At 55.0% G+C, this 13552-nt stretch carries 13 protein-coding genes; 8 read left to right on the forward strand and 5 right to left on the reverse strand.

All coding sequences use genetic code 11. The features are described 5' to 3' along the window. From ABYA77_RS13325 to ABYA77_RS13350, 6 genes are all read left to right on the forward strand, one after another. On the forward strand, window positions 1–124 hold a 124-nt coding region (locus ABYA77_RS13325), incomplete at its 5' end, for an acyl-CoA dehydrogenase family protein (protein WP_372966474.1). A 247-nt stretch (window positions 125–371) separates the two neighbouring features. Further along, window positions 372–1979, forward strand: a complete 1608-nt coding sequence (locus tag ABYA77_RS13330) for a carboxyl transferase domain-containing protein (RefSeq protein ID WP_372966463.1) — start codon at window positions 372–374, stop codon at window positions 1977–1979. 14 nt (window positions 1980–1993) lie between these two features. After that, complete coding sequence (locus ABYA77_RS13335) at window positions 1994–2800, forward strand: enoyl-CoA hydratase-related protein (RefSeq protein ID WP_372966464.1); 807 nt, start codon at window positions 1994–1996, stop codon at window positions 2798–2800. A 1-nt stretch (window position 2801) separates the two neighbouring features. Then, window positions 2802–4802 carry an acetyl-CoA carboxylase biotin carboxylase subunit gene (locus ABYA77_RS13340; RefSeq protein WP_372966465.1) on the forward strand — a complete coding sequence of 667 codons (2001 nt, stop codon included), beginning with the start codon at window positions 2802–2804 and terminating at the stop codon, window positions 4800–4802. After that, window positions 4802–5713, forward strand: coding sequence for a hydroxymethylglutaryl-CoA lyase (locus ABYA77_RS13345; RefSeq protein ID WP_372966466.1), 912 nt, complete (start codon window positions 4802–4804; stop codon window positions 5711–5713). Before ABYA77_RS13340 ends, ABYA77_RS13345 begins: the two co-directional genes overlap by 1 nt. 63 nt (window positions 5714–5776) lie before the next feature. Continuing rightward, window positions 5777–6496, forward strand: coding sequence for an SGNH/GDSL hydrolase family protein (locus ABYA77_RS13350; protein WP_372966467.1), 720 nt, complete (start codon window positions 5777–5779; stop codon window positions 6494–6496). Here the strand turns inward: ABYA77_RS13350 and mmsB are convergent. From mmsB to ABYA77_RS13375, 5 genes are read right to left on the reverse strand one after another with little or no spacing between them, the layout of a single operon-like run. Next, a complete protein-coding gene (gene mmsB, locus ABYA77_RS13355; RefSeq protein ID WP_372966468.1) occupies window positions 6493–7380 on the reverse strand; it encodes a 3-hydroxyisobutyrate dehydrogenase in 888 nt (295 codons plus the stop codon). The two genes, ABYA77_RS13350 and mmsB, sit on opposite strands and share 4 nt — an antisense overlap. A 40-nt stretch (window positions 7381–7420) precedes the next feature. Continuing rightward, window positions 7421–8503: an enoyl-CoA hydratase/isomerase family protein gene (locus ABYA77_RS13360; RefSeq protein ID WP_372966469.1), complete on the reverse strand. Its 1083-nt coding sequence runs from the start codon at window positions 8501–8503 to the stop codon at window positions 7421–7423. Between the two features lie 12 nt (window positions 8504–8515). Further along, window positions 8516–9295, reverse strand: coding sequence for an enoyl-CoA hydratase (locus ABYA77_RS13365; RefSeq protein ID WP_372966470.1), 780 nt, complete (start codon window positions 9293–9295; stop codon window positions 8516–8518). Window positions 9296–9325: 30 nt separating this feature from the next. Next, on the reverse strand, window positions 9326–10492 hold the full coding sequence (locus ABYA77_RS13370; protein ID WP_372966475.1) for an acyl-CoA dehydrogenase family protein: 1167 nt from the start codon (window positions 10490–10492) through the stop codon (window positions 9326–9328). A 22-nt stretch (window positions 10493–10514) separates the two neighbouring features. Then, entirely contained in the window at window positions 10515–12008 is a 1494-nt protein-coding gene (locus ABYA77_RS13375) for a CoA-acylating methylmalonate-semialdehyde dehydrogenase (RefSeq protein ID WP_372966471.1), read from the reverse strand. Window positions 12009–12154: 146 nt separating this feature from the next. On the opposite strand from ABYA77_RS13375, the gene ABYA77_RS13380 reads away from it, so the two are divergent. After that, a complete protein-coding gene (locus ABYA77_RS13380) occupies window positions 12155–13057 on the forward strand; it encodes an AraC family transcriptional regulator (protein ID WP_372966472.1) in 903 nt (300 codons plus the stop codon). Window positions 13058–13157: 100 nt separating this feature from the next. Next, a partial coding sequence (locus tag ABYA77_RS13385) for an XdhC family protein (RefSeq protein WP_372966473.1) occupies window positions 13158–13552 on the forward strand: 395 nt, incomplete at its 3' end.

A 13552-nucleotide genomic window follows, 5' to 3' on the forward strand; every position in this document is an offset into this window, starting at 1 on the left:
CGGCTATATCAACGAATACCCCACAGGTCGCCTGCTGCGGGACGCCAAGCTCTATGAAATCGGAGCCGGAACCTCAGAAATCCGCCGGATGCTGATTGGCCGGGAACTGTTCCTGAACAAGTAGAGGCGCAAAAATCCGCTCCCAATGAACGACAAGGGGCTGGAGGGGTGTCTTGCCGGAAATCTCGAAGGCCATGGATGGCCGGAGAGAAGCGCACATGGGTGAGGCAAGCGTTTATGAAGCGGAGCTTCATGCGCAGCCGAACGACAGCAATCTACGATTGCTGGCCGGACCCCGCAAGGGGTGCTTGTAGCGTTTTCCGGAAAGACACCCCTCCAGACCCGCGCCCCCAAGCAAGGGACCAGAACAAATGACAGTACTCCAGAGCAAGATTAACCCCAGATCGGACGAATTCCAGGCCAACTACACCGCCATGGCCGAAGCGGTTGCCGACCTGCGGGAAAAAGTCGACAAGATCTGCCACGGCGGCGGCCCCGACTACCAGGAACGCCATATTGCCCGAGGCAAACTGCTGCCGCGGGAACGCATCAACACCCTGCTCGACGAAGGCTCTCCATTCCTGGAAATCGGTCAACTCGCTGCCTACAACGTCTACGACGAAGAAGTTCCCGCTGCTGGCGTCATCGCAGGCATAGGCCGTGTTTCCGGCATCGAATGCATGATCATCGCCAACGACGCCACCGTAAAAGGCGGCAGCTACTACCCCCTGACCGTGAAGAAACACCTGCGGGCCCAGGAAATCGCACTGGCAAACCGCCTGCCCTGTATCTACCTCGTGGACTCCGGCGGTGCCAATCTGCCACGGCAAGATGAAGTCTTCCCGGACAGAGACCACTTCGGCCGCATTTTCTACAACCAGGCCCGCATGTCTGCCGATGACATCCCCCAGATTGCTGTTGTTATGGGCTTGTGCACCGCCGGCGGTGCCTACGTACCCGCCATGGCAGACGAATCCATCATCGTAAGGGAACAAGGCACTATATTCCTCGCAGGCCCTCCGCTGGTTAAAGCCGCCACAGGTGAAATCGTCAGCGCCGAAGACCTGGGCGGCGCTGACGTCCACTGCAAAATCTCTGGCGTTGCCGACCACTACGCAGAAACCGACGCCCATGCACTGGAAATCGCCAGGCGCTGCATCTCTAACCTGAACCGCCGAAAACCGGTTGATGTACAAATTCGCGAGCCCAAAGCACCACTGTACGACCCTGACGACATCTACGGTATCGTCGGCACCGACCTGCGCAAACAATTCGATGTCAGGGATGTCATCGCCCGAATTGTAGACGGCTCCGAATTCGACGAATTCAAACGTTACTACGGCCAGACACTGGTCACCGGCTTCGCTCATATCCACGGCTACCCGGTCGGCATCATCGCCAACAACGGCATTCTTTTCAGCGAGTCCGCCCAGAAGGGTGCGCACTTTATTGAACTGTGCTGCCAGCGCAACATTCCCTTGCTATTTCTGCAGAACATTACCGGCTTCATGGTTGGCCAGAAATACGAAGCGGAAGGCATCGCCAAACACGGCGCGAAAATGGTCATGGCCGTGGCCTGCGCCAACGTGCCCAAAATCACTGTACTGATTGGCGGCAGCTTCGGGGCTGGAAATTACGGCATGTGCGGCCGCGCCTACAGCCCCGACTTCCTCTGGATGTGGCCCAACGCTCGTATCTCCGTGATGGGCGGAGAACAGGCTGCCGGCGTACTGGCTACCGTCAGACGTGAAGGTATGGAACGCAAAGGTCAGGACTGGAGTACTGAAGACGAAGCCGCCTTCAAGCAGCCCATCATCGACACTTACGAACGCCAGGGCCACCCTTACTATGCTAGCGCACGACTCTGGGATGATGGCGTGATCGACCCGGCACAAACCCGCCAGGTGGTTGCCCTTAGCTTGTCTGCCACCCTCAACCGACCAGCCAGGCCAACACGCTTCGGCGTGTTCCGGATGTGATCATGGAAACTGATATGACAAACAACGAATCCGCCGTCCTGATCAACCGCCGTCCGGGAGGCGTATCCGAGGTGGTACTAAACCGCCCCGATAAGCGCAACGCTTTTGACGATGTCATCATTCAGCAACTCATCGCTGCTCTGGAAACACTGGATGCCGATAAAGGAACAAGCGTCGTCGTACTGCGCTCTGAAGGCAAGCACTTCTCAGCCGGTGCTGACCTGAGCTGGATGCGACGCATGGCCGACAACAGCCATCAGGAAAACCTGAATGACTCACGGCAACTCGCACGATTAATGAACATGCTGAACCACCTGTCCAAGCCCGTCATCGGATTGGTACAGGGTGCAGCCTTTGGCGGTGCTGTTGGATTAGCGGCCTGCTGCGACATTGTACTTGCCACAGCGACATCCAGCTTCTGTCTGAGCGAAGTAAAACTCGGCCTGATTCCCGCAGCGATCAGCCCCTATGTGGTTCGGGCAATTGGTGAACGCCAGGCTCGACGTTACTTCATCACAGCCGAAGTCTTCAATGCCCAGCAAGCTGAACGCTTCGGGCTGGTGCATGAGATCTGTGAAGACGTAGTGTCTATGCAGCAACGCTGCGAAGAACTGCTGGTACAGCTTGCCCACAACGGGCCTGAGGCTATGAAAGCAGCGAAAGACCTGGTCTTTGCCGTCAGCCAAAAGCCCATAACTGCCGACATTATTGAAGACACCGCCCAACGCATTGCCAGCATCCGAGTGAGTGAAGAAGGCCAGGAAGGACTGAATGCCTTTCTGGACAAGCGGCACGCCAACTGGACTCCGGAGAGCAAGTAACATGTTCAGTAAAATTCTGATAGCCAACCGTGGCGAAATTGCCTGCCGGATCATCCGGACCGCCCACCGCATGGGCATCCGTTGCGTGGCAGTTTACTCAGACGCCGACGTCAACGCCCGGCACGTGAGCCTCGCTGACGAAGCCTTCAACATAGGCCCAGCCCCCAGCTCCGAAAGCTACCTGCGGGCGGACAAGATCATCGAAGTGGCCAAGATCAGTGGCGCCCAGGCCATTCACCCGGGCTATGGATTCCTGTCCGAGAACACCGGTTTTGCCGAAGCCTGTGAAGCCAACAATCTGGTGTTTATCGGCCCGCCTTCCTCCGCCATTGCCGCCATGGGTTCGAAGTCCGCAGCCAAATCCATTATGGAAAAAGCCGGTGTTCCCCTGGTTCCCGGCTACCACGGTGCAGACCAGTCTCCGGAAGTCTTGCGTGCGGAAGCGGAAAAATGCGGTTTTCCCCTGCTGCTGAAAGCGGTCGCCGGTGGCGGCGGCAAGGGCATGCGGGTGGTGGAACGGATGGAAGAATTTGACGATGCACTGGCCGCTGCCCAGCGGGAAGCCCACAATGCCTTTGGCAATCCAGACATGCTCATCGAACGCTACCTGACCCAGCCCCGCCATGTGGAAATCCAGGTGTTCTGCGATCAGTCCGGCAATGGCATCTATCTGGCAGAGCGGGACTGTTCGGTTCAGCGCCGCCACCAGAAAATCATGGAAGAAGCTCCTGCGCCGGGGCTAAGCGAAGACACCCGGAAAGCCATGGGCGAAGCCGCAGTAAAAGCTGCTCAAGCCATTCATTATGCAGGCGCTGGTACCGTCGAGTTCCTGTACGACGTGGACGGATCTTTTTTCTTCATGGAAATGAATACCCGCCTGCAGGTAGAACACCCGGTCACCGAAATGGTCACCGGCCAGGACCTGGTGGAATGGCAGTTGAAAGTCGCCTGGGGCGAAGCTCTGCCGCTGAAACAATCTCAGGTAAAAATCCGGGGGCATGCACTGGAAGCCCGGGTTTACGCGGAAGACCCTGATCATGAGTTCCTGCCCGCCACCGGCCACCTTCACTACCTCTGTTCGCCCGAGGAAAATGCCCATGTGCGTGTCGACACAGGCGTCACCAAAGGCGACGACATCAGCATTCACTACGACCCGATGATAGCCAAGCTTATCGTATGGGATGAAACCCGGGAGCAAGCCATCAATCGCATGGTGCAAGCTCTGGAGCATTACCGTATTGCGGGCGTAAAAACCAACATCCGCTTCCTGCATGCTCTGGCTGACTCACAACCATTCAGGAATGCAGAGCTGACCACCGGATTTATTGATGACCACCGGGAACGCCTGTTCCCGAAAGCCCGACTGGATACTCACAGAGCTTTGGTACTGGCGGCCGGTTTCGTCATGGAAGAACGTAAATCCCGGGAAACGATCAGCACCGACCCGTGGTCGCCCTTCGGATACCCGAACAACTGGCGCATGAACTCAGAATACACTGAGCCGCTGAAACTGCAGGTCGGCGAAGAAGTTTATGACCTGAATCTTCTGCTAAAAGACAGCGGATATCAGGTCACCGTAGCCAACAAAATCTACAGCCTGACCACCCGCCTGAATGCCGATACCATGCAAGCCGTGATCGACGGTCACCGTATCAACATCTACGGCAACCTGCATAACAACCAGCTCGTGCTCTTCTACGAAGGCGACACCTTCACTTGCAGCGTGCATAAAGAAAACTATGAGCGGGAAGACATGACTGGAGAAGGCAGCCTTGCCGCCCCAATGAACGGCGCTATCGTCGCGGTACAAGCTAAGGTGGGTGAGCAGGTGACCACTGGCCAGCCGCTGGTCATTATGGAAGCAATGAAGATGGAGCACGCAATTAAAGCCCCAGGCGAAGGTGTAGTGACCGATATCTTCTTTGCCGAAGGGGATCAGGTTTCCGAAGGCGACGAGCTGATTGCGATCGAACCAAGATCAACAGAGCAGGAGGCGACCTGATGGTTTTCCCCAAACAGGTCCGACTGGTTGAAATGAGCCCCAGGGACGGGCTCCAGAATGAGCCGGGCGATGTCATCGCTACTGAGGTCAAAACCGGACTGATCGAGCGGTTAGCGGATTGCGGACTCACCCACATAGAAGCTGCCAGCTTTGTGTCCCCGAAATGGGTTCCACAGATGGCTGATGCGGCCGAGGTAATGGCCAGTATCAAACGCAAAGCCGGCGTACGATACTCCGCTCTGACCCCAAACATCAAAGGATTAGAGCGAGCACTGGCGGCTGGGGCCAATGAAGTTGCAGTATTCGGTGCCGCCTCAGAATCTTTCACTCAAAAAAACATCAACTGCAGCATCGCAGAAAGCCTTAAACGCTTTATGCCCGTTATCGAGCACGCCCGACAACACGGCGTTTCCGTTCGGGGCTATGTGTCTACGGTTATGGGCTGCCCTTACGAAGGTGACATAGCTCCTGAAAAAGTAGCGACCGTGGCTAAAACACTTTACGACATGGGCTGCTACGAAATTTCCCTGGGCGACACCATCGGCGTGGGCACCCCACTCAAGGCCAAACGCATGCTGGAAGCCGTCACAAAAGACATACCGGTTGAACATCTGGCGGCCCATTTCCACGATACCTACGGTCAGGCCCTCGCCAATTTATATGCAGTGATGGAAGAAGGCTTGGCGGTTATTGATGCATCCGTCGCGGGGCTGGGCGGTTGCCCCTACGCCAAAGGGGCGTCAGGGAACGTGGCCACCGAAGACGTGGTGTATTTGCTGAATGGCCTGGGCATTGAATCAGGTATAGACCTTAACAAACTCGTAGCAACGGGCCACTGGATTTGTCAGCAACTAAAACGCCACAACGGCTCCAAAACAGGGCTGGCTCTCAGGGGGCGAGGGTGCCTATAGAAAATTTCCCCGGCTCAGGAGACAATAACCACCGACCTTTAACACCAACAACTGAAATACCCCATGCACATACCCTTCTGGTTAACCACAGCCGCCCTTTTCCCCATACTCCTGTACCAAGGCAAGCGCGCACGTCGCAATACACCACGCCTGCCTGAAGCTCAGGGAAATCCCGGCGGACAGTATGGCGAAGAGAAACCCACACTCCGTATTCTGATACTTGGAGAGTCTACCGCTGCGGGCGTGGGCGTAAGCACCCACGACCAGGGGCTGGCCAGCCAGCTTGCTCTTCAGCTGCATGAACGCACAGGGCAACCTATAGCCTGGTATACCTTTGGCGTGAATGGCATCCGCCTGGGTAACCTGAACAAGGAATTGGCAAATGCCGATTTACCAGAAGCCGATGTGGTGCTGCTCAGCATGGGCGTCAATGACACAACAGGGTTCACTGGCAGAGCCAAATTCAGACAACAATTACATGAACTGCGGGCGTTACTCGCACCCCGTTACCCGAATTCAATCGGCTTGTTGAGCGTTCCTCCGATGCACCTGTTTACTGCTTTACCGGCACCACTGCGCAATATCATGGGGTGGAGGGCAAAGCAGTTGGACAGGCTATTTCGTCAATTGGCGGACGAGTTACCGGAAGACTTTCGCTATTGGAGTTATCCGACCATGACTGACGTTGAGATGTTGGCCAAAGACGGCTACCACCCCAGCGATAAAGGTTACCGGGCAATAGCCGAAGCTTTGGCTGACAAGTTAGAAAAGATTGCCGGTTAATCCGGCTTGTAGAGTTTAAGGATACTGGAAAAATCCAGCTCTCCGTTGCCCTGGCCCGCATGCAACTGGAACAGATTACGTGCCAGAGACCCCATAGGAATGGAAGCCTGATTCGTCACAGCGTTATCAAACGCCAGCCCCAGATCCTTCGTCATCAGGTTCACCAGGAAACCGCCCTGATAATCCCGGGAGGCAGGCACGCCTTCCATCACCCCAGGCCAGGGGTTGTAGACATTCAGAGCCCAGTTACCGCCAGAACTCTGCTTCATAATTTCCGACAATACGGCAGGGTCCAGGCCATTTTGGGCGCCTAAAGCCAAAGCTTCGCTGGTGCCCGCCATCAGAATCGCCAACAGCATGTTGTTGCAGATTTTAGCTACCTGCCCTGCTCCGAAAGACCCCGCGTGGAAGATGTTCTTACCCATAGCCTCCAGAATAGGTTTGGCTTTATTGAAAGTGCTTTCATCGCCTCCGCATATAAATGTCAGCGTGCCGGCTTTCGCGCCCCCCACGCCACCAGACACTGGAGCATCAATAAATGCCAGACCGTTGGCTGCAGCCGCCTCAGCTACATTGCATGCGGTTTCCGGCGCAATGGTGGAAGAATCAATCACCAAAGTGCCCTCAGGTAGCTCTGACAACAGACCATCGTCACCCAGATAAACCGCTTCAACATGTTTGCCAGCCGGCAGCATAGTGATCACACACTCAGCACCTGCCGCGGCAGCTTTGCTGCTTTCAGCGCTATTTGCCCCTTCAGCAACCAGAGCTGCAACTGCAGATTCTGACAAATCGAACACAGTAACCTGGTGCCCGGCCTTAACGAGGTTAGAGGCCATGGGTGCCCCCATGTTACCGAGGCCGATAAAGGTAATATTCGCCATCTTGCTTCTCCTTGTTATTGTTGCAGAGCGCCGAGTGTATTTACCCGGCGGTCGGGCTGAAAAATTCGTCAATCCACTGATCATCCATCTCCGCCAACGTGGCAAAACGCCAGCGTGGCTGCATATCCTTATCAATCAGCAAGGCGCGAATGCCTTCGGCAAACTCCCCCTTCTTCAAACAGTTCTGCGACATTACTAATTCGTTATCCAGAACCTCTTTCAGACTGTCTAACTGACTACGATGATAGTGCCGCCAAGTAAGTGCCAGTGCTGTCGGTGATGCGTTGGCCAGTCCTTTCACAGCCTTGCCCAGCCAGTCATCCCGTGTACCAAGCTCTCTCATCTGGTCCACAGCCTGCTCTACATCGTCTGCATCGGTGACCTGCTGAATAGCATCCAGATGCGTGTGAACCGGAGACTCCGGCAGCGCATCCGCACTTTGTTGCTCAAACGTCCGAAGTGCACCGCTAACCACACTGTGACGATCACGGCCATGCCACTGTGCAGATTTAAGGGCATCAATTACCTGCCCTTTCAGGCCATGGATGATGAACCGGTCAGCCAGGTTCACAAACATCGCGTCTGCGCCGTTCATGCGGGCACCCGTCAACCCTAGAAACAACCCCGTACGCATGGGCATACGATTGAGGAACCAGCCAGCACCAATATCCGGATACAAACCAATGCTGACTTCCGGCATGGCCAGCCTGGAATGTTCCGTCACCACCCGATGGGAAGCCCCCACCATCAGACCAATGCCGCCCCCCATCACAATGCCATTACCCCAACAGACAATGGGCTTGGGGAAGGTATGAATCAGGTAATCCAGTTCATACTCTTCACGAAAGAAGCTCTCACCTTCACTCAATCCGTCAGGCTCGGTCATGCTGCGATACAGAGACACAATGTCGCCTCCCGCACAAAAAGCTTTATCGCCCTCAGCCTCTAGCCAGACAGCGTAAACACCCGAATCTTCTGACCAACGTTCCAGTTGTGGCCTGAGCAGGCGAATCATGTCCAGGGACAAGGAGTTCAGGTTCCTTGGGCTATTCAGCCTCGCCACCGCAATCCGGCCACCGTCAGCGGTACTCCACTCTTCAAATATGATTGGTTGATCGCTCATAACAGCCCCGGTTTAATGGTTTTTCCAGTCCGGTTTACGCTTTTCGAGGAACGCATTCACGCCTTCCTTCTGGTCTTCCGTATGGAACAATTCCACAAACAACTCACGCTCCATACGCCAGCCATCGGCGTGACTCCGACCACTCCGGGCACTCATCACCAACTGCTTGCACCGGGCAATGGAAGATGGACTTTGCCTGCATGCGCCTGCGGCCAACTCCAGGGCTTTTTCCAAAGCCTGTCCGGCAGGCACAACCTCCTCCACCAAGCCAATCTGGAGAGCCTTATCAGCCTTTACACGCTCACCACACAGGATCATTCGTTTGGCCCAGCCTTCACCTACCAGCCAAGGCAGGTTCTGGGTACCTCCAGCACAAGGCAGCAGGCCAACACTGGCTTCCGGCAATGCCATCTGAGCCTGTTCTTCGGCAATGCGAATATCGCAGGACAGCGCACATTCCAAACCGCCGCCCATGGCATAGCCGTTAATAGCGGCAATGGACACACCCCGGAAGGCGGTCAAGGCGGAAAACGCTTCACCAAAGCGTTGCGCCATTTCATTGGCGACAGCCCGGTCACCATCTGCAAACATTTTCAGGTCCGCACCGGCTGAGAAGAATTTCTCGCCCTGCCCCGTGATCACCAAAGCGTAAATATTCTGGTCAGCATTCAGTGCATGAACGGTTTTGGTCAAAGCCTCCAGCGAGTCGGCCGTCCAGGTGTTAGCCGGGGGGTTGGCGATGGTCAGAATGGCAATGTGGTCTCGTTTTTCGAGTTGAATCAGATCACTCATGTTTGAATCCTTTTATTTTCGGTTCGCCCGCTACTGAATGGCCTCGGCCACGCCTTCTTCCAGCAACCGCCGAGCAATAATCATCCGCATAATTTCGTTAGTGCCTTCCAGAATCTGGTGCACCCGCAGATCTCTAACATAACGTTCAAGAGGATATTCCCGGATGTAACCGTAGCCGCCGTGCAGCTGCAACGCCTCGTTAGCCACATCAAAACAGGCATCGGTAGCAAACCGCTTAGCCATGGCACAGTGCAAGGTGGCTTCTGGATCATTGCTGTCCAGCTTGAACGCACCCAAGCGAACCATTTGCCGCGCAGCAACCAGATGGGTGGCCATATCGGCCAGTTTGAACTGCAGTGCCTGGAATGCTGCCAGCGGCTTACCAAATTGCTGCCGTTCATGCAGGTAATTCCGGGCTCTGAGCAAGGCGGCCTGAGCACCACCCAAAGAGCAGGTTGCAATGTTCAAACGCCCGCCATCCAAACCTTTCATGGCAATCGCAAAGCCATCGCCTTCCTCCCCCACCCGATGGCCCACAGGAATCCGCACATCTTCCAATGTAACCAGACGAGTCGGCTGGCTGTGCCATCCCATTTTCTCTTCATTTTTGCCGTAGGAAATGCCTGCAGCATCAGCTGGAATGACAAAGGTGGAAATACCTTTTGCACCACTGTCTGACTCCCCGGTACGAGCCATCAGAACCAGAACGTCTGTGGCACCCGCACCAGAGATAAACATTTTGCTACCATTAATGACATAGCTGTCGCCATCCCGAACCGCTTTGGTTCTCAGGCTTGCCGCATCAGAACCAGCTCCCGGTTCGGTCAGGCAGTATGACGCCAGCCATTCACCGCTGGCCATCCTGGGAACAAATTTCTGTCTGAGCTCGTCGGAAGCAAAACTGGCCACCATCCAGGTGGCCATGTTGTGAATGGTGATGAAGGCAGCTGTGGATGGACAAGCAGCAGCCAGCTCTTCCACAATCACCGAGGTATCCATCCGGGACAACCCCATGCCACCAAGAGCTTCAGGGGTGTATATCCCCATAAAGCCCATTTCTCCGGCCTCTTTCATCACCTCAACCGGGAAGGTGTGATCCACATCCCACTGGCCCGCATATGGGGCCATAGATTTTTCAGCAAAAGCCCGGGCCGCTTCCCGAAACGCCAGCTGATCTTCATTAAGGTTAAAATCCATCATTCACCTTCCTGTCTGATGCTCAGCGGAGCTGGATGGAGAAGTTGGCTTCAGACGATGTCGCTTCACTGTTAAACCAACGGGACGTTACTGTCTTGGTTTCTGTGTAAAAACGCACGGCCTGTTTGCCGTAAGCATGCTGGTCACCATAGAATGAGCCCTTCCAGCCGGTGAAGGAGAAGAACGGCAGAGGTACCGGAATGGGAATATTCACACCCACCTGACCCACCTCAATTTCATGCTGGAACCGGCGGGCTGCACCACCATGGTTAGTGAAGATAGACGTGCCGTTGCCATAGGGACTGTTGTTGATCAGCTCTATGGCTTCACCCAGATCACTCGCATTCATACAGTTCAGGACCGGCCCGAAAATTTCTTCTTTATAAATATCCATATCGGGAGTCACATCGGTGAACAACGTCGGCCCTACCCAATGACCATCTGGCAGGCCATCCACCGTGCAACCGCGACCATCCAGTAACAGCTTCGCCCCCTGAGCTTCTCCCGATGCAATCAAAGACTCCACACGTTCTTTCGCTTTGGCGCTGATCACCGGACCGTAACTGGCACCAGCATCGTTCCAGGCACCGGGGCGAACCTTCGCCATAGCCTCTTTCAGTTCCGGAATCCACTCCTGAGCCGCGCCCACAAATACCGCAACAGAAATGGCCATACAACGCTGACCAGCCGCACCCACAGAGGCTCCCACCAGCGCGTTGATAACCTGCTGTTTGTCAGCATCCGGCATGATCACCATGTGATTCTTAGCTCCGGCAAAGCTTTGAACACGCTTCATGTTACGGGTACCGGTTTCGTAGATATAACGACCGACCGGCACAGAACCAACAAATGAAATAGCCTTGATAGCCGGATCGTTCAGCAGGGTATCCACCTGCTCTTTGGCACCGTGCACCACCTGCAAAACGCCCTTCGGAGCACCGGCTTCTTCGAATAACTCAGCCAGACGCATCGGCGTCAGAGGATCCTGTTCAGACGGTTTCAGAACAAAGGTGTTACCGCAGACAATGGCCATAGGGAACATCCAAAGAGGAATCATGGCCGGAAAGTTAAATGGTGTAATACCGGCACAAACACCCAGTGGCTGAATCCAGGAGTGGGTGTCTACTTCGCGGGCGACATTTTCAACGGTTTCCCCCATCATCAGAGATGCAACGTTGGCGGCATGTTCAACCACTTCGATGCCTCGCCAGACATCACCCCTGGCGTCGTCAAAGGTCTTACCGGTTTCCTGAGACAGGATCTCAGCAATTTCATCATGATGCTCTTTCAGCAGCGCTTGATAGCGCAGCATCACCCGAGCCCGCTCAGAAACCGGAGTTTCCTTCCAGACCTTAAACACCTCACTGGCGTTGTCGATGGCCATTCGCATTTCATCAGCTGTGGCACAGGGCACCTGGGCGATCACTTCGTTGGTAGCAGGGTTGGTTACATCAATCCAGTTCCTTGTCTGGCTTTGAGTAAATTCACCGGCAATAAACTGAGGTACTTTTTTCATGGTATTGAGTTCCGTGTTTGTTGTTATCCGGAACGCCCGAGCCTGTCTGTGAATCCACACACCCGGGCGATGATTGCTACACAGACTAGCATGCACCTGCCGGATTGGTGATTGACTAAATTTCGCTCCTGATGGATTATTTTTCGATGACAAGAGCAAAAACGAAGAAACCCGCGGCACAAACCTCACAATGGCCGGTACCTGCTGACAGCGTGCGATACGTTATTCCAGAACCTATCGTCCAGCTTCTGGCCAATCACCCGCTGACCAGAGAGCTGTATCCGACCGCTTTTGGCCACTACCGCAGGGCGTTCGGCCACCATATGCACCGGGAAAACCACCGTGATAATCTTTTGATCTACTGCACAGAGGGAAAAGCATTTTTAAACGTAGAGGGGGCTCCCTATACAGTAACTTCCGGCGATCTGTTGCTTCTGCCTGCCGGCGCCAGTCACCGCTACACTGCCGACCCGGACCACCCATGGACAATCCATTGGGTGCACTACACTGGGCCTCTGGCTAATGAGTTTCACCAATATATGGGTTTCAGGCATGGCACACTCATTCGTCACCTTGGGCGGCAGCCCCGTTTATTGGTGGATTTCAACGGACTGCTTTCTGTACGCCAGACCGGTTTCCGTACGAAAGGCCTGATTCACGCCAGCAACCGCTTACGCCAGTTACTGGCCGCGGTACCGATCAACGCAAACGAAACCGGCCTGGCACGGCAGGCCGAATTGGACACCATTCATAACTACATGCGTGAACATCTGGAAGAGCGCCTGACACTAAACCAACTGGCCGAACTCTCCGGACTTTCACCGGCCCATTTCGCTACCCGTTACCGGGAACAAACCGGCACCGCACCGATCCAACATTTCCTACACCTGAAGGTGGAGCGGGCCTGCGAATTGCTGGACAGCACCAGCCGGACCTTTGCCGATATCAGCCGGCAGCTGGGTTACGATGACGCCTATTATTTTTCCCGGCTGTTCAAGAAAGTCATGGGTACATCTCCCAGCGACTATCGTCACACACCAAGGCACTGAGCACGCAATGACACATCCTTCACGCTTTGGCCCAACTGCATTTGGCAACACCGCTTAATTCCGGTATTAACACTATCATCCCCAATTTCTGGAGACACACATGCAACCGCTGGATATTCAGGTTGTCAACCAAGCCATCAACTGGTGTAACACCGGCGAGGATTTCTGGCTGTGTACTGTACTGAGCACCTTTGGTTCATCCCCCAGAGCACCAGGTTCCTGGTTGATCGCAAAAGCCGATGGGGAGCATTGCGGCTCTCTCTCCGGAGGTTGTGTTGAAGAAGACTTTCTGGCGAGGCTTGCTGAAGGCGAGTTTCAGGGACGATTAAACCGGATTCGCTATGGCGCAGCCAGTGAACCCGACAACCCCCGCATAAGCCTTCCGTGTGGCGGCATTCTGGACGTCCTGATTGAGCACTGGCATGCCAGCCCAGACACTCAAAAACACTTTCTTGCTCTCCGGAAAGCTCTGTCAGGTGATGGTGCACTGATACG

The organism is Marinobacter sp. (assembly GCF_041595835.1).
Lineage (GTDB): Bacteria > Pseudomonadota > Gammaproteobacteria > Pseudomonadales > Oleiphilaceae > Marinobacter.

Excerpts from the sequence above, each read along its gene's own strand:
- ABYA77_RS13330 (WP_372966463.1), top strand. The coding sequence starts at position 372 with ATGACAGTACTCCAGAGCAAGATTAACCCCAGATCGGACGAATTCCAG.
- ABYA77_RS13335 (WP_372966464.1), top strand. The coding sequence starts at position 1,994 with ATGACAAACAACGAATCCGCCGTCCTGATCAACCGCCGTCCGGGAGGC.
- ABYA77_RS13340 (WP_372966465.1), top strand. The coding sequence starts at position 2,802 with ATGTTCAGTAAAATTCTGATAGCCAACCGTGGCGAAATTGCCTGCCGG.
- ABYA77_RS13345 (WP_372966466.1), top strand. The coding sequence starts at position 4,802 with ATGGTTTTCCCCAAACAGGTCCGACTGGTTGAAATGAGCCCCAGGGAC.
- ABYA77_RS13350 (WP_372966467.1), top strand. The coding sequence starts at position 5,777 with ATGCACATACCCTTCTGGTTAACCACAGCCGCCCTTTTCCCCATACTC.
- mmsB (WP_372966468.1), bottom strand. The coding sequence starts at position 7,380 with ATGGCGAATATTACCTTTATCGGCCTCGGTAACATGGGGGCACCCATG.
- ABYA77_RS13360 (WP_372966469.1), bottom strand. The coding sequence starts at position 8,503 with ATGAGCGATCAACCAATCATATTTGAAGAGTGGAGTACCGCTGACGGT.
- ABYA77_RS13365 (WP_372966470.1), bottom strand. The coding sequence starts at position 9,295 with ATGAGTGATCTGATTCAACTCGAAAAACGAGACCACATTGCCATTCTG.
- ABYA77_RS13370 (WP_372966475.1), bottom strand. The coding sequence starts at position 10,492 with ATGGATTTTAACCTTAATGAAGATCAGCTGGCGTTTCGGGAAGCGGCC.
- ABYA77_RS13375 (WP_372966471.1), bottom strand. The coding sequence starts at position 12,008 with ATGAAAAAAGTACCTCAGTTTATTGCCGGTGAATTTACTCAAAGCCAG.
- ABYA77_RS13380 (WP_372966472.1), top strand. The coding sequence starts at position 12,155 with ATGACAAGAGCAAAAACGAAGAAACCCGCGGCACAAACCTCACAATGG.